Origin of the sequence: Muricauda sp. SCSIO 64092 (assembly GCF_023016285.1) — a bacterium.
Lineage (GTDB): Bacteria > Bacteroidota > Bacteroidia > Flavobacteriales > Flavobacteriaceae > Croceivirga.
Genome location: NZ_CP095413.1, coordinates 2605239 through 2623217, shown reverse-complemented (window position 1 = coordinate 2623217; position 17979 = coordinate 2605239). Strand labels below are relative to the sequence as shown.

The following is a 17979-nucleotide window of genomic DNA, read 5'->3' as shown; positions in this document are numbered from 1 at the left end:
ATGGACATACAACTGGAAAAGAAAAAAGGATTGCGCCCAAAACACTACGGATATATTGCTGTGGGCGCACTACTGCTTTTTGTAGGATGGAAGCTGGCCTTTGGCAATTCCAAATCCACCTTCAGGACAGAAAAGGAACGTCTTTCCATTTCGCCGGTCTCCGAGGGCAAGTTTGATGATTACATCACCATTAACGGAAATGTAGCACCAATTGCCACTATTTATATGGATGCCTACGAAGGTGGTCGGGTGTCGGAAAAGCTGATCGAAGAAGGGGCCATGGTGAAAAAAGGCGATATCATCCTTAAGTTGGAGAACATGAACCTCTACGAGCAAATATTGGCCAGTGAGAGCAATCTGGCCCTTAAACAGAACGATTTGCGTTCTACAAGGCTCACCTTTGATGCCAGACAGGTAGAAGGGCGCAGGTCGTTGGCCACGGCGAGTACGGACCTCCAGCGATTGAAACGAAATTACGAACAGAACGTGGTCCTATTTGAAGATGAGCTCGTGTCCAAAGAAGTGTACCTAACCTCAAAGGAGAACTATGAACTGGCGCAGAAGCAGTACGAAATTGTGAAGCTACAGACCGAACAGGACGATGAGCTGCGCAAAACCTCCCTGGCGGGCCTGGATACCGATCTACAAAGGATGAAAAAGACCTTGGGCATGGTCTACCAACGATTGGACCACCTTAACGTAAGGGCCCCTGCCGACGGGCAATTGGGTTTTCTGGACGCCGAAATTGGACAGAACATTACTCAAGGGCAACGCATTGGGCAAGTCAATGTCCTGACCGATTTTAAAATCGAGGCCGATATTGATGAGCATTATATCGATAGGGTAAAACGGGACCTTTTTGCAAGTCTTGATCGCAATGGAAAGGAATTTCCCTTACGCTTACGAAAGGTGTATCCAGAAGTACGTAACGGACGGTTTAAAGTGGATTTGGTTTTTACCGATGAAAAGCCTGAGACCATTAGGGCCGGTCAAAGCTATAACATCAAACTGCAATTAGGGGCTTCCAGTGATGCGCTCTTATTACCAAAGGGAGGTTTTTTTACCAGTACCGGGGGACAGTGGGTGTTTGTTGTGAACCCCAATGGTGGCGAAGCCTTAAGGCGTGACATCCGAATAGGCAAGCAAAACTCCAGATATTATGAAGTGCTTGAGGGCCTACAACCTGGCGAAGAAGTCATCACCAGTAACTATGACAGCTTTGGAGAAGCAGAACGAATCGTATTAAAATAAATAATAATAAAACATCAAAAAATGAACAGATTAATCATGATTTATGGATGTGTGCTCTTATCAAGCTCCGCCATAGCCGTAGAACAGCAACACATTGGGGAGGTACCCTCCATTACGGAAGCCATACAGGCCCAGGGCCGGTTTGAAAACCTTATCACCGCAGTTGACCACAAGGCCACGCCTTCAACATTTTTTTCAAACCCTACCCATAAGGAGAAAGAGGCCTATGATATGGACCTTAGTAAAATTGAATACATAGAGGATGAGACCATTGAATTGGGTTTTGACCCTTATGACTATCTACCGGAACATTTTGATCCCCATTCCTTTTTCCTTGACCTGAATACGGTTGAATTCATGGAAGAAGAAGAAGGATTTTGTTTGGATTTTGATACCGTCAAATACCTTCCTGAAGGCTTCAATGCCTTTGCGGATCCGAACAGCATGGCATCCATTAATTACATCGAAGGGGAGGATGTTGATCTTGGCTTTAGAACCGAGGACTATCTCCCAGAAGGGTTTTCCCCTTTTGAGCCCTATTTTGATTTGAACACCATTGAGTATATCGAAATGGACGATTCCGTATTCGATTTTTTGGCATTCCCGGAAAACGGGAATTACAGTGACTTCCACAATTGATCCCGATAACTAATTAACTAAAGATTATAACAGTAAAAAATGATACAAATACAGAACCTAAAAAAGAGTTTTAGAACGGAAGAGGTAGAAACCCTAGCACTGAATGGGGTCAACCTCAATATTGAAGAAGGTGAGTTTGTCGCGGTCATGGGGCCTTCTGGCTGTGGCAAATCCACCTTATTGAACATCATTGGCATGTTGGACAATCCTACCGAAGGAAGCTACAATTTTGCGGGCCATGAAGTGGCTGGATTACGGGAAAGCCAGCGGACCCAATTACGAAAGGGAAATCTGGGGTTTGTCTTCCAAAGTTTTAACCTTATTGACGAACTCACCGTATTCGAAAATGTGGAACTTCCACTTATCTATTTAAAAATGGGGAAAGGGGAGCGAAGGCAAAAGGTGAAGGCCGTTTTGGAGCGGATGAAAATTGCACATCGGGAAAAGCATTTTCCGCAGCAACTTTCCGGAGGGCAACAACAAAGGGTGGCCATCTCCAGGGCCGTTGTGACCACTCCCAAACTGATCTTGGCGGATGAGCCTACGGGTAACCTGGATTCCAAAAACGGTATTGAGGTCATGAATTTGTTGACCGAACTGAACCAAGAAGGTACCACCATAGTCATGGTAACCCACTCCGACCGCGATTCCCATTATGCCCATAGGGTGGTCAATCTATTCGATGGTCAAATCGTAACCGAAAGTCAAAACAGAACCATTGGCGCCATGGTATAGAGAGACATATTCATCAATCAAAAAACGAACACCCATGAAATCACTTGTCAAATGTCTGAACACCAGTTTGGTCATCTCCTTGTTTGTGCTATTTCCAATCCATTGTTTGGGGCAGCCCAAGAATGTAACCGTGGACAGTTTTGACAAGGTCATTGTAAGCCCCCACATCTCCGTAACTTTTGTTCAGGGGGCATCCGAAGCCGTAATGGTCCATACAAATACGGAACCCATGGATAAACTACATATTGAAGTGGTGGGTTCCACCCTTCGTCTTTATCTGGACGGTGCAAAAATGACCACAAAGCATGAAAGGGTCAGAAATGAAAAATGGAAGGGCAAAAAAGCGATCTACAAAGGCACTGTGGTGACGGCCACCGTTACCTACAAAAAACTTAAAGAACTTTCCCTAAGGGGAGAAGAGCAATTCCTCTGTGAAAGCCCCATTGAACAATCTGAATTCCGGCTAAAGCTGTACGGTGAATCCGAAGTCCATTTCAACGATGTCAATTTAGAACGCTTTACCACAACCATTTATGGGGAAAGCTATTTGGAGCTTAAAGAGGGCCTGATCGAAAAGCAGAAAATTACGGCCTACGGAGAAACAAAAGTGAATACCCTTGAGGTTGATACCCACCATACCAAAATCACGGCTTACGGTGAGGGAAGTTATCGAATAGCGGTAAGGGACAGGCTTAAAGTTACCGCGTTTGGAGAAGCTACCATTGCTTACCAAGGCTCTCCCGAGGTAAACAAAGGAATAGTTATAGGAGAGGCAACAATCCAAAAAATCAATTAGGATATGTTCAAAAACTATTTAAAAATCGCTTGGAGAAATTTAAAAAAACAACCGTTTTTTACTTTTCTAAATACTTTCGGACTTGCTATTGGCATTGCCGGAAGTTTGCTCATTTGTCTGTATATCCATGATGAGTTAAGTTTTGATAGGATGTTCGCGGATGCGGAACGCATACACCGGGTCAATGCCGATATTAAGTTTGGCGGAGAGGCGCGGATATTTGCCGTTTCCCCAGCACCAATGGCAGAAACCATGGATGCTGATTTCTCTGAAGTGGAATTGGTCACCCGATTTAGGACTCGGGGAAGCGCCTTGATCAGAAAAGCGGATACCGAAATCAATGTAAAAGAGCCTCAATCCACCTATGTGGATTCCACTTTTTTTAAGATGTTCGGAATCAAATTGCTTGTAGGTGATCCCACTACAGCCTTAAAATCCCCCAATACCCTGGTATTGACCAAAACTGCGGCAGAAAAACACTTTGGAATCGACAATGCCCTTGGTCAAAATCTACTCGTGAACGATACGGAGAATTATACCGTAGCCGGGGTCATAGATGATCTGCCCTCCAATTCTTTTTTAAGGGACTATACCGTTTTTATGGCCATGGCCGGCTATGAGGAGTCACGTATTGTGAATTGGGGCAGTAACAACTATCAAACCTTTTTTAAGCTTATCCCTACCGCCAATGTTGCCAACTTACAGGAGCCGTTGCGTGCTTTTTTGGGCAAGTACGTAATTCCCGGTGTACAACAATTTATGCCTGGCATTACCGAAGAACAGTTTAAGGCCGCGGGCAATCATCTTATCTACAGCACGATTCCCCTGGTGGATATTCACCTACATTCGGATAGAGTGGCCGAAATGAACGCCAACAACGACATCCAAAGCATTTATATTCTTTCCTTTATAGCAGCCTTCCTTATTGTATTGGCCTGTGTAAACTTCATGAATTTGTCCACTGCACATTCCCTAAAACGGGCAAAGGAAGTGGGCATTCGAAAAACGTTGGGTTCCAAAAAAAGGGAGCTTATTAGACAGTTTTTAATGGAATCGGGTTTGGTTTCCTTCGGTTCACTTTTGATTGCATTGGTCGTGGCCACAATAGCACTTCCTTTCTTCAATGAATTGGCGGACAAAAGCATTTCCATTCCTTTTGACAGCCCGGGGTTTTGGTCAATTTTAATTGTGGCCGGAGTTGTTCTGGGCCTATTGTCCGGTAGTTACCCTGCCTTTTTTATGTCCAAATTCATTCCTGTCAAAGTACTAAAAGGAGCCAGCAGTAATAGTATTGGAGGTGGAAAAATCAGAAATGCCCTGGTAATTTTTCAATTTTCCATTTCCATCTTTTTGATCATCAGTACAATGGTGGTGTACCAACAGCTCAACTTTATCCAGAACAAGGATTTGGGCTTTTCAAAAGACCAGGTACTTATTGTGAATGATGTGTATATGATTGGCGATCAGTCCACATCGTTCAAAGAAGAAGTCGGAAAACTCGGTTTTGTGAAGAACGTCACCTTAAGCAGCTATTTTCCGACCCCCTCAAGTAGGTCCGATAATGTATTCATGCCCATGGATGGAGTGACCGATCAGGAGAATGCCGTAAGTATGCAAACTTGGGGCGTGGACCACGATTATATTTCTACGTTGGGACTTGAGGTCATTGCCGGCAGGGATTTTGACCGTCGTTTTAAGAACGATTCAACCAGTATCATTGTAAATGAATCCGCCGTTGCCGTAATTGGGGTTTCCCCGGAGGAAGCGGTGGGCATGCAGTACACCCCCGATGTGGGTCAGGAAAACCCAAAGTTTTTTAAAATTATTGGGGTCGTAAAGGACTTCCATTTTTCGCCGTTTAGAAATGAGATCGAATCGTTGAGCATGCATCTGGGCCGTTTTTCCAATGCCATGGCGGTCAAATTGGAACAAGGCAGTTTTTCCACCGCCATAAGCAGTATTGAACGCATTTGGAACGATTTGGCCCCAGGGCAACCTTTTGACTATTATTTTATGGAGGATTCCTTTAATAACACCTATCAATCAGAGCAACGCTTGGGGAGGATCTTTATCATTTTCACCGTTTTATCCATCATTATCGCTTGCCTTGGGCTCTTTGGCCTGGCTACGTTCAATGCCGAAAAGCGGACCAAGGAAATTGGGGTCAGAAAGGTGATGGGCGCCGGGGTGGGCCAAATTGTTTACAGGCTTACCATGGATTTCCTAAAACTCGTCGGGGTGGCCATTTTGGTTTCCATTCCCCTAGGTTGGTATGTCATGGGCAAATGGCTGGAAGATTTTTCATATCGCATAGAAATTGGCTGGTGGGTTTTCATCCTGGCGGCACTATTGGCCCTGATCATATCCATTGTAACCGTTAGCTATCAAAGTATAAAAGCGGCAATCGTAAACCCGGTAAAAAGTTTGAGAACAGAATAAATATAAGGAGCGCCAAATGTAGTAGAAGCATCAAAAAACGAACGATCATGTTTAAAAACCATCTAAAAATCGCCTGGAGAACTTTATTGAAAAATAGGGTATACTTCATCATAAACACTATTGGCCTCTCCACAGCGATTGCCGTTTCCTGCCTGATGCTACTTTGGGTCGTTGATGAGTACAATGTGGACAAGTTTCATGAAAAAGATGATGGGCTCTTTCTGGTCAAACGCACCATTCCCCTTGAAGGGGGCGTTCTCGATGTTTACGCTAGTACAAGTTATCCCCTCTTAAAGACCGCTCAGGAGACGTTTCCCGAAATTGAGGAATACATTACCCTGGGGCCCACTTTTGAGGACAACCTTAGCATTGAAAATACCGACTTTAGGGCCTCCGGTGCCTTTACCAATACCGCATTTTTTAAATCCTTTTCCTTTCCGGTACTTCTCGGGAGTATTGAAGCATTGGATGAAAAACCGGAGGCAATTGCCATTTCGGAAAGCTTGGCAAAACGCTTTTGGGGAAAGGAGTGGAAACAAAAGGCATTGGGAAGTCCCGTCCATATTTATGATAACGGTGATTTTGCCGTAGAGGTGGTTTACGAGGATTTTCCGGCCCAATCTTCAATACAGAACGATTTTTATTATGGGTTTGAACGTTACTTGGGCGAAAACGAATGGATGCAGGAATGGGGAAACAATGGAATGCAGGGCGCATTCCTATTGCGCAGCAACGCAAATATTGCGGAATTGACCCAAAAAATTGAAACACTCTTTCAAGAGAACATTTCCGGGGATTTTAAAGAAGGTATCCTACTTCAAAAGTTCTCTGACAACTATTTGTACAATCAATTTGATGAAAAGGCACAAGTATCCGGGGGACGCATAGCCTATGTACGCATATTTGCCTTGGCCGCAATCTTTCTGCTGCTGATCTCCTGTATCAATTTTATCAACCTTTCAACCGCATATGCCACAAAAAGAGCTGGTGAGATTGGTGTGCGAAAAGTGGTTGGCGCCAAAAAGAACTCCTTGATCGGTCAATTTTTTATGGAAACGGCCCTTATAACGTCCATCTCGTTCGTTATAGGATTGATAGTAACGGCCTTGTTCCTGCCGCTTATGAATACCCTTACGGGAAAACAAATTGTTTTTGACCTGACCAATCCAGAACTTTGGCTCATTGTCATGGGGGTTTTGGTATTTACCACCTTTCTTTCGGGAGCATACCCCTCATTCATCATATCTTCCTTTAAGCCGGTAGATGCCCTTAAAGGTGGCCTGGGCAAGGAGCAAAAAAATATCGTTTCCCTAAGAAAAAGCCTGGTGGTACTGCAATTTTCACTATCAATATTGCTCATTGTTTCCGCTTTGGTAATTCAAAAACAAGTGGATTATATCAATGAAAAGGACTTGGGAATTGCCAAGGAACACATTATCTCAATACATCAGGATGAAATCATTACGGGAAAATATGGGGCACTTAAAAATGAATTGTTGAAATCCCCCGGGGTTATGGACGTTACTTTGGTGGGACCGTCCCCCTTGGAGACCCCGGCCTCCAGTAGTGGAGTAAACTGGCCCGGAAAAACCCAGGAGCAGGAAAATATTGAGTTTTCCCTTTTGTGGACCGCCCACAATTTTCCGACAGCCTTTGATATTCCCTTGGAATATGGATCCTACTATAAAGAGGGGTCGCAGGACACCCTTAACCTGGTCATCAATGAGACCGCTGCCCATATTATGCAACTTGGTCAAAATCCCATTGGAAGGACCATTGAACTTTGGGGAAAACAACGACAGGTAATCGGTGTGCTGAAGGATTTCCACAACCGTTCCTTATACGAGCCCATACAACCTACCGTCTTTATTTTGGAGCCCAATAATGCCGGTGAATTGTTCGTAAGGCTGGATGGTGCAAAGACAGCCGATGGGTTGGCATCGGTCCGCAATGTTTTTGAAAAGGTTTTACCGGACAATCCCTTACACTACGATTTTTTGGATGAAGCGTACGAATCGAATTATCAAGCAGAGCTATTGACGGGGACCTTAGCCCGTTATTTTGCCTTGATTTCCACCCTGCTTTCCTGTTTGGGATTGTTTGGGCTGGCCATCTTTATGGCCAAACAACGCACCAAGGAAATAGGTATCCGGAAAGTGCTGGGTGCCAGCATCAATCACATTACGCTCCTCATTTCCAAGGATTTTTTAAGACTGGTCCTTGTGGCCCTGATAGTGGCCTCCCCATTGGCGTATTATTTTATGGCCCAATGGTTACAGGGGTTTGAATACAGAACGACCATTCCCCTTTGGACCTTTGTCCTTGCTGGGGTATTGATACTCACCGTTACCTTGATAACAATTGGTTTCCAGGCAATTAAATCCGCAATGGCCAACCCTGTAAACAGTTTAAAAACCGAATAAATCAGTCAAAAAAAACAGCCATGTTAAAAAACTATTTAAAAATTGCTTGGAGATCGGTTCTCAATAAAAAAGGACATTCTTTTTTGAATATTGGAGGTCTGGCCATTGGCATGGCAGCAGCTTTGCTTATTGGTCTTTGGATTCATGGAGAACTTTCCTTCAACACAAAATTTAAAAACTATGATTCCATTGTGCAGGTAATGCAAAGCCAAACCTTTGCCGGCGAAATACAAACAGGCGTCTTTCAACCCATGCAATTGGCCCCAGTACTCCGAGCTAGTTATGGGGATTATTTTGAGCATATTGTAACCGCTTCATTTACGGGAAATCAACTACTGTCCATTGCCGATCATAAAATATCCCGACCAGGGAACTATATGGAACCCGGAATCACGGAAATGTTATCCTTAAATATGGTCAAAGGCACCAGGGATGCGCTACAGGATCCTACTTCCATGCTGTTATCGGAATCTACAGCAATAGCTTTATTCGGAGATGGCAATCCCATGGGACAGACCGTAAGAATTGGCACCACCATGGAAGCACAAGTGGCAGGAATTTATAAGGATTTGCCAGAAAACGGTGATTTCTCAGATCTTGGATTTATTGCACCTTGGGAACTTCTCAAAAGGGCAGCGAACTTTGAGGAACGGGTTGGATGGGGCAACAATTGGTTTCAAGTTTACGCCCAAATGAAGGAAGGCACTAACTGGATGACGGTTTCCGAACTGATTAAAGATGTGAAGGCCGATAACATAAGGGATACTGCCAATAGTGATAATACCAAGCCCGTGATACATCTGCACCCTATGCCTAAATGGCACCTGTATTCAAAATTTGAGAATGGCGTCAATACAGGGGGAGCCATTGAGCGAGTCTGGCTATTTGGTGTCATCGGACTTTTTATTCTATTGCTGGCCTGCATCAACTTCATGAATTTGAGTACCGCCAAATCGGTAAAACGATCTAAGGAAGTAGGTATACGAAAAACCATAGGATCCATAAAAAACCAGTTAATCGCCCAATTTCTGTGCGAATCCTTTTTGGTCGTCGCCCTAGCTTTTATAGTCGCTTTTGTCTCGGTATTAGTTGTAAAGTCCTACTTCAACGACCTTACGGGCAAGACCGTGGAAATTCCCTGGGACAACCCCATCTTCTGGATGGTATGTGTACTGTTCATGCTGTTTACCGCCCTGATTTCCGGCAGTTATCCGGCCTTTTATCTTTCTTCCTTTGATCCGGTCAAAGTTTTGAAAGGTACATTCAACAGCGGTCAGGGTGCTGCACGCCTAAGAAAGGTATTGGTCGTTTTCCAGTTTGCCATCTCCGTGATACTGATTATTGGGACCATTACCATTTTCAGGCAAATAGAACATGTTAAAGATAGGCCCGTGGGCTATGACAGAGATCAATTGCTGTATGTTCCCATTAACACTTCAGAAATCATTACCCATTTTGATACCCTACGTGATGAGCTATTGAGTTCCAGCGATATTAAGGAAGTAGCTGCTTCCGATGTGCTGATCACGGGAACGTTTACCACAAATAGTGGTTTTGACTGGAAAGGGAAAGACCACAATATGAGCGAAGAGTTCAATACATTGAGAGCCACCCATGACTATGGGGAAATGGTGGATTGGGAGCTCAAGGAAGGCCGAAACTTTTCCCGTGACTTCAAAAGCGACTCCCTTGCGTTCATTGTCAATGAAACGGCAGTGGAATACATGGGACTAAAGAATCCTGTTGGGGAAATGGTAAAATGGGGCGATAATGGCAATTATAAGATTGTGGGCGTGATAAAGGATATGGTGACACAGTCACCCTATGATCAAGTACGTCCCATGCTGTTTATTCTGCACTATGGCAATTTCTTAAACTTCATTAACATCAAAATCCGCAAAGGCGGGAATACCAGGGAGGCATTGGCCCATATAGAAACGGCATTTAACAAGTATGACTCACAAAGTCTTTTTTCATATACTTTTTTGGATGAAGAATACGCAAGAAATTTTGTCAATGAGGAACGCACGGGAAGGTTGGCCAGCTTTTTTGCCTTTTTGGCCATTTTCATCAGCTGTCTTGGCATTTTTGGACTCGCTTCCTTTGTGGCGGAACAGCGAACCAAAGAAATCGGAGTTCGAAAGGTATTGGGCGCATCCGTGTACAGTCTATGGCAATTATTATCCAAAGACTTTGTGGTATTGGTACTGATTTCATGTGGTGTGGCCATTCCTATCGGGTATTATTATATGACGGAATGGATAGAAAAGTATGCGTATCGAACCGAAATAAGTTGGTGGATTTTTGCCGTGGCCATATTGATAGCATTGGCCATTACCCTATTGACGGTAAGTTTTCAAGCCCTTAAGGCGGCCGTGGTAAACCCTGTAAAAAGTTTACGGACAGAATAAATCATCAACTTGCCCTGAGATGGTCGAAGGGTCAAAAAAATAGCATCATGATCAGAAACTATGCAAAAATAGCTTGGAGAAACCTTTGGAAAAACAAGGCGTACAGTGCCCTAAATATTTTTGGGCTGGCCATAGGAATTACCTGTGCCTGTCTCATATTGCTTTGGGTCGAGGATGAAGTAAACTATAACGGTGTTTTCCCCAATCAAGATTTGATTTACATAGTGCCTACCAATCAAACTTTTGAAGGTGAAGTTTATACCTTTTATTCCACCCCTGGACCTTTGGCGGAGGATTTAAAAGAAGAAATACCTGAAATTGTCCGGTCTTCAACGACGTGGGGCGGAGAGGTTTTGCTTGCAAATGGAGAAAATGGAATCAACAGATATGGCAGATATGTTCAACCTGATTTTTTGGATATTTTCAGTTTGAACCTTTTGGAAGGAGAAATGGGAAACGCCCTATCCAGACCAGATGGGATTGTTTTGACCCAAGAAACAGCCTTTGCACTTTTTGGTTCCGACAAAGACATAGTGGACCGTGAAATAAAAATCAATAACGAATTCAGTTTTACGGTTACGGGGGTTATAAAGAATTTGCCTTCCAATGTTACATTTGGTTTTAATTGGCTTCTGCCCTTTGAACGTTTTCAATTAGGGGAAGATGATATGTGGTGGACAAGGGACTATGGCAATTACTTTGCCGACACCTTTGTTAAACTTGCCCCCAATTCAGATTTTGGAGAAGTAGATGGTAAGGTCAGAGCAATGATTGCCTCAAAAATGGGCAATATGGACGATACCCCTAAAGAAGCTTTTCTTCACTCCATTAAAGATTGGCATTTACGGTCTGATTTTGAAGGAGGAAAGAAAGTCGGGGGTAAAATTAAATTGGTCAGGTCTTTGGCATTCATTGCATTGATTATTCTATTGATCGCCTGTATCAATTTCATGAACCTTTCAACTGCAAGAAGCGGAAAACGGGCAAATGAAGTTGGGGTACGAAAGGTATTGGGTTCGGGCAAAAAAAGATTGATTGGGCAATTTATGGCAGAGGCCATCATTTTAGCAGGTATTTCTGCCTTATTCAGTATCATTTTATTATTGGTTTTGTTGCCCTCTTTCAACACCTTGGTAGAAAAACAGATTGCGTTACAACTATTTGATCCCATTCATTTGCTTTCCCTTTTAGGCATCACCTTGGTCTGCGGTCTTTTGGCAGGCTGGTATCCGGCTCTCTACCTATCCTCTTTCAGGCCGGCACAAGTACTTAAGGGCGTGGGTAAAAATCAGGGTAGTGCAGCTAATATCCGAAAAGGTCTTGTGGTTCTACAATTTGCAGTTTCCATAATCTTCATTATATGTAGTACCATTATTTATCAGCAAATACAACATGTAAGATCCCGGGATGTTGGCTATGCCAAAGGGAACTTACTAAATGTGGCAGTTAGTGGCGATATGATCGACAAGTTTGATCCTATAAGGGAAGAGATGATTGCTTCGGGCATGGTAACCGACGTTGCATTGACCAATACAAACATGCTGTCCAGTGGAAATAATGGTTCGGGATTAACTTGGCAAGGGGGTAGCAATACAGAGGACGTGCTCGTTCGATTCAGATACGTAAGTCCCAACTTTTTAAGTGCTGTTGGTCTAAAACTGCTTGAAGGGCATCAATTCAGTAATGATAGAATGGTTGATAGCACCAATGTTATCATAACGCAATCTTTTGCAAACCTCATGGGGGACAATAGTGCTCTTGGTAAAACCATTACGCGCAATAACACCACCTATAATGTAATAGGTGTAGTAAAAGACTACCTATATGGGGATATGTACGGCAATGGAAAAACTGGGCCGGTCATGTTCTTTAACAATGCTGAATATGCTAACTCATTATATATCAATATAAGGCCCAAATCGTCCAGTGCCGATGCGCTGGCATCTATTGAGAATGTTCTGAAAAAATATAACCCCGCTTTCCCATTCGAATATCGTTTTGAAAACGAATTGTTCAATTCCAGGTTTAAAAACGAGGAGTTGGTAGGTGAGCTTGCCAAAATATTCTCCATCCTGTCCATTATTATTTCTTGTTTAGGATTGTTTGGTCTCGCAGCATATACTGCAGAGCAGCGCAAAAAAGAAATTGGGGTGCGAAAAGTATTGGGGTCGAGTGTTTCGGGAATAGTCCGATTACTCTCTAGGGATTTCATGAGCCTGGTCATTATTGCCCTTTTTGTTGCAGGTCCCTTAGCTTGGTGGTTTATGCAAAAATGGCTGGAGAGTTTTGCCTATCGCATTACTATTGATCTATGGGTTTTTGCAATCGCTGGTTCAATTGCAATCATAATAGCATTGTTTACCGTCAGCTTTCAGGCAATGAAAGCGGCCTTGGCCAATCCCATAAATAGTTTACGGACAGAATAAATCATCAACTTGCCCTGAGGATGGTCTAAGGGTCAAAAAAAATAGCATCATGATCAGAAACTATATAAAAATCGCCTGGAGAAACCTACTTAAAAGAAAGGTTTTCACCACCATTAATATTTTAGGTCTTGCCATTGGTTTTGGAAGTGCCATATTGATCTATCTTTTTTTGGGCTACCACTTATCCTTTGATAATTTTCATCCCGACCAAGATCGTATCTACAGGATGGCCACCGAAGAGCATATGGACAATATTGGCTATTCCGCCAGTGTTCCCCCGGCTTTTGCAAAAGTATTTCGAGAAAACTATGCGTATGCCGAAAAAGTGGCCAAAATAGTGGATAGGGAAGGTTTGGTTCTCGATGTTGAACAAAACGGGACGGTCAACAAATACAAAAGAGATGTGATGTTTGCCGAGGAGGATTTTTTCAAAATCTTCAATTTTCCGCTGTTGAACGGTAGCAATGCCATTTCCCTATCCGCGCCCAATACCGCAGTGATCACTGAAAGTGAAGCACTTGAGCTTTATGGAAGTGCCGAAGTCGTGGGTAGGACCTTTGTCTTGGAAAATAACGAGACCATAGAAATCACCGGGGTTTTAAAAGACATCCCCCACACCTCTTTCCTGAATGCAGATATCTTCATTGCCTTTGAGAACCTTAGGGAATATTCCGCATTTGCCCACAGCGAAAGTTGGGGGGGCATCACTACCAACCTACAGTGTTTTGTGCGCTTAAAACCCAATCAGGACATCGCCGGTATTGAGACTGCTCTGGAGGAGCTTCCCAAAGAGCATAGGGCAACTAGCAAGAACAAGCATATCTATAAGCTGCAACCATTGTCGGAAATTCACCTTAATTATGAGTATGGGGGCCTGGATCCGGTATTCTTGATCGTTTTTGGTATTATAGGGCTGTTTTTGATCGCTATTGCCTGTATCAATTTTATAAATATATCTACGGCCCAAGCCTTTTACCGATCCAAGGAAATAGGTATCCGCAAAGTGTTGGGCAGTTTTAAGAAGCAATTGTTTTGGCAGTTTTTGAGCGAGACCTTCCTTATTAGTCTGTTCGCCGCAGTATTGGGTATCATCATGGCCATTCTCTTTTTACCAGCGTTCAACGCACTCTTTGAAATACAATTGACCCTGGACAACCTTGTTAGCCTTCGGTTTTTTGGCTTTTTGCTCGCCTTGCTTTTATTGGTTTCCTTCTTGTCCGGGAGCTATCCAGGCCTATTGTTATCCAAAATAGTGCCCATTTTGGCCCTTAAGGGGAAGCTTAACCATAACGATACGGGAGGTGCCAGGACACGAAAAGTTTTGGTGGTGACACAGTTTGTCATCTCCATCTCCCTGATTGTGGCCACCATGGTAATTTCAAGACAAATAGAATATGCCACCAAGACGGATTTAGGCTTTGATAAAGAGTCCATTGTGATGCTCGAAGTCCCCGAAACCATGGACTCCGAACAGTTTTATGACCTTAAGGAACGGTTGAAACAGGTCGTTGGGGTGCAAAAGGTTTCGGGCTGTTTGACCAGTCCTGGAGGGTCGAACAACTTTTGGGACACCACGGTTAAATACAACAATCGCCCAGAACGGGAAGATTTCAGTATTTCGATAAAGGCGGGTGATGAAGACTACTTGAACGCATTCAACATCCCGCTGGCCGCTGGACGTAACTTCTTTAAAAACGACTCCATTACCGAAATGCTTGTCAATGAAAAGTTTCTGGAAAAAGTAGGAGTGGCTTCAGCGGAGGAACTATTGGGCAAAACCCTGGCTGTGAACGGAGAACGTATTGAAGCCGCTATTGTAGGAGTGGTAAAGGATTTTCACGATAGCAGCTTTACCGATGAAATAAAACCCGTATTCATTGCGCCAAATGTAATCTGGTACAATGAGTTGGGTGTTAAAATCAACCATCTAAATACCAAGGCCACGTTGGAGCAACTGGAAAGGGAATGGTCACAAACCTTTTCCAACCACATTTTCGACTATCGCTTTTTGGATGAGCGGGTAGCCGCACAGTACGAGACCGAACAACGCTACCTGTCCCTGTCCAAGGTATTTTCCGGTCTGGCCATTTTTATAGGGTGTATGGGGCTGTATGGACTCATATTGTTCTTTGTGGGGCAGCGAAAAAAAGAAGTGGGTATTAGAAAAGTCCTGGGCAGCGATATCACGGACATTCTTACCCTGTTTTCAATGGATTTCCTCAAATTGATCCTCATTGCCGGTATCATAGCCATACCCATTGCCTGGTACTTTATGGAGCAATGGTTACAGGGATATACCTATAGAACCGAAATACACTGGTGGTACTTTGCCATTTCAATAGTGACGGTATTGGCACTTACACTGTTCACCATTAGCTATCAAACCATAAAAGTTGCCATAAAAAACCCAGTGGAAAGTTTGCGCACAGAATAATCAAAAAACGAAAAATCATGTTTAAAAACTATTTGAAAATTGCCTGGAGGAACCTTTTAAAGAATAAAGGGTATTCGGCCATTAATATCGGGGGGCTTGCTTTGGGTATGGCCGTTACCTTGATCATTGGCCTATGGATGAACGACGAGCTCACCTATAACCGCTATTTTAAGAACAAGGACAAGATTGCCCAAATCTTTCAATCCCAAACATTTAATGGTAGGACAAGTACCGGCCCGGCCATTCCCCAGCCCTTGGAACCTACCCTAAGGGAAGGTTTTGGGGATAACTTCAAGCAAATTATGATGTGTTCCTGGACACAGACCAAATATGTAAAATACGAAGAAAAGAGCCTTTCGCGGACTGGAAATTATATGCAGCCCAATGGTCCGGAATTGCTGAACCTGGAAATTGTTAAAGGGGACGAAAAGGGATTGCAACAAATCAATTCCATTATGATCTCCGAGTCTTTGGCCCAGGCATTTTTTGGAGATGGCGAACCCATTGGTAAGATATTAAAGATCAGCAATCAGTATGATCTCATGGTAACGGCCGTTTACAAGGATATTCCTTACAACAACTCCTTTAATGATACGGACTATATCATTCCCTGGGAACACTATGTGGCCAATGCGGAATGGATCCAGAACTCCCAGGACAACTGGCAGAACAACTCTTTTCAAATGTTTGTGCAAATAGCGGACAACACCACATTTGAACGGGTAACCAACACCATTATTGATGTAAAAAAGAATGCGGATGAAGATGTTGTCCAATACAACCCAAGAATATTTCTTCTCCCCATGGAAGATTGGTATCTGCGGGGCAACTTTGAAGATGGGGTTCAAACGGGTGGCCGTATCCGTTATGTTTGGCTATTTGGAATTATTGGGACTTTTGTTTTGATCCTGGCCTGTATCAACTTTATGAACCTCAGCACTGCACGTTCCGAGAAAAGGGCCAAGGAGGTAGGTATCCGTAAATCCATTGGTTCCCAAAAAGGGCAGTTGATCTATCAGTTCCTTAGTGAATCCTTCTTGGTTGTCCTTTTTGCGTATGTCATTGCCATAGCTATTGTATTGCTGTCCCTAAATGGATTCAATGAACTCGCGCGAAAGGAAATCACCTTTCCATGGAGCAGCTCAAATTTTTGGTTGGTTTCCTTGGTTTTTATTCTTTTTACCGCCCTTTTGGCTGGAAGCTACCCTGCGCTCTATTTGTCCTCCTTTAGGCCTGTGGACGTATTAAAGGGAACTTTTAAAGCGGGGCGATATGCCGGGTTACCCAGGAAAATATTGGTTGTTTTACAGTTTACGGTTTCCGTGGCCTTCATCATAGGAACGTTTATCGTAATGCAACAGATCAACCACGCCAAAAATAGGCCCATAGGTTATGATAAGGAAGGCCTGATCCAAGTGCCGACTTTTGCACAGGATTTTGAGGACAAAACGGAGTTGATGCGAAGTGAGTTCATAAAATCGGGTGCTGTGGTCCAAATGGCCACATCAAGCAGTCCCACGACACGAATATGGTCCAACAGAAGTGGTTTTACCTGGGAAGGCAAGCCAGATGGTTTTCAAGAAGATCTGGCCTGGACCGAGGTTTCCGTTGATTATGCCAAAACCCTGAACCTCAAAATTCTGGAAGGAAGGGATTTTTCAAGGGACTTTGCCTCTGACTCCCTGGGGGTTTTGATCAACGAAACCGCTAAAAAATACTTGGGTTTGCAAAATCCAATAGGGGTGTTGCTCAAAGATGATGGCGATGACCCTGACCCTCCCCTAAAAATCATTGGTGTGGTTGAGGATATGATTGCCCAATCCCCGTATGAGCCGGTCAAACAAGGAATCTATGTCTATGATAGGTTCAACAATTTCAGCTATTACAATTTAAGGCTTAACCCCAAACAAAGTGCTGGGCAAAACATAGCCGTGATTGAACGGGTGTTCAAACAACATTTCCCGGATATTCCTTTTGAATACGAATTTGTGGATGAGGAATATGGTCAAAAATTCGCAGCCGAAGAGCGTGTTGGAAGCCTTTCCGGAATATTTACGGCCTTGGCCATTTTGATCAGCTGTCTGGGATTGTTTGGGCTGACCTCTTTTGTAGCGGAACAGCGAACCAAGGAAATTGGGGTACGAAAAGTACTGGGCGCTACCGTGTTCAATGTTTGGAACATGCTTTCCAAGGACTTTCTAAAATTGGTGATCATCTCTTGTTTTATCGCCGTACCCATTGCGTATTATGTGATGAACGGTTGGCTACAGGAATATCCCTATCGGGTGATTCTTAAGTGGTGGATATTTGCCCTGGCCATGTTGGGCGCTATGGGAATCACGGTACTTACGGTCAGTTTTCAGGCCATTAGGGCCGCAAAGCAAAACCCTGTAAAAAGTTTGCGTACGGAGTAACCAAAAAAAAG

At 43.6% G+C, this 17979-nt stretch carries 10 protein-coding genes; all 10 read left to right on the top strand.

Going from position 1 to position 17979, the window contains the following annotated elements:
• Genes L0P88_RS11035 through L0P88_RS10990 form a run of 10 tightly spaced genes read left to right on the top strand, consistent with a single transcriptional unit; the run spans position 1 to position 17968 of the window.
• A complete protein-coding gene (locus L0P88_RS11035) occupies positions 1 to 1251 on the top strand; it encodes an efflux RND transporter periplasmic adaptor subunit (protein ID WP_247134627.1) in 1251 nt (416 codons plus the stop codon).
• 21 nt (positions 1252 to 1272) lie between these two features.
• Entirely contained in the window at positions 1273 to 1890 is a 618-nt protein-coding gene (locus L0P88_RS11030) for a hypothetical protein (RefSeq protein ID WP_247134626.1), read from the top strand.
• Between the two features lie 39 nt (positions 1891 to 1929).
• Positions 1930 to 2625, top strand: coding sequence for an ABC transporter ATP-binding protein (locus L0P88_RS11025; RefSeq protein WP_247134625.1), 696 nt, complete (start codon positions 1930 to 1932; stop codon positions 2623 to 2625).
• A gap of 34 nt (positions 2626 to 2659) precedes the next feature.
• A complete protein-coding gene (locus L0P88_RS11020; protein ID WP_247134624.1) occupies positions 2660 to 3421 on the top strand; it encodes a head GIN domain-containing protein in 762 nt (253 codons plus the stop codon).
• A 3-nt stretch (positions 3422 to 3424) separates the two neighbouring features.
• Positions 3425 to 5860 carry an ABC transporter permease gene (locus L0P88_RS11015; RefSeq protein ID WP_247134623.1) on the top strand — a complete coding sequence of 812 codons (2436 nt, stop codon included), beginning with the start codon at positions 3425 to 3427 and terminating at the stop codon, positions 5858 to 5860.
• 47 nt (positions 5861 to 5907) lie between these two features.
• Positions 5908 to 8283, top strand: coding sequence for an ABC transporter permease (locus tag L0P88_RS11010; RefSeq protein WP_247134622.1), 2376 nt, complete (start codon positions 5908 to 5910; stop codon positions 8281 to 8283).
• Between the two features lie 20 nt (positions 8284 to 8303).
• Positions 8304 to 10694, top strand: a complete 2391-nt coding sequence (locus tag L0P88_RS11005; RefSeq protein WP_247134621.1) for an ABC transporter permease — start codon at positions 8304 to 8306, stop codon at positions 10692 to 10694.
• Between the two features lie 47 nt (positions 10695 to 10741).
• Complete coding sequence (locus L0P88_RS11000) at positions 10742 to 13120, top strand: ABC transporter permease (RefSeq protein ID WP_247134620.1); 2379 nt, start codon at positions 10742 to 10744, stop codon at positions 13118 to 13120.
• A 49-nt stretch (positions 13121 to 13169) separates the two neighbouring features.
• Positions 13170 to 15554: an ABC transporter permease gene (locus tag L0P88_RS10995; protein ID WP_247134619.1), complete on the top strand. Its 2385-nt coding sequence runs from the start codon at positions 13170 to 13172 to the stop codon at positions 15552 to 15554.
• 17 nt (positions 15555 to 15571) lie between these two features.
• Positions 15572 to 17968 carry an ABC transporter permease gene (locus L0P88_RS10990; RefSeq protein ID WP_247134618.1) on the top strand — a complete coding sequence of 799 codons (2397 nt, stop codon included), beginning with the start codon at positions 15572 to 15574 and terminating at the stop codon, positions 17966 to 17968.
• The last annotated feature ends 11 nt before the right edge of the window (positions 17969 to 17979 follow it).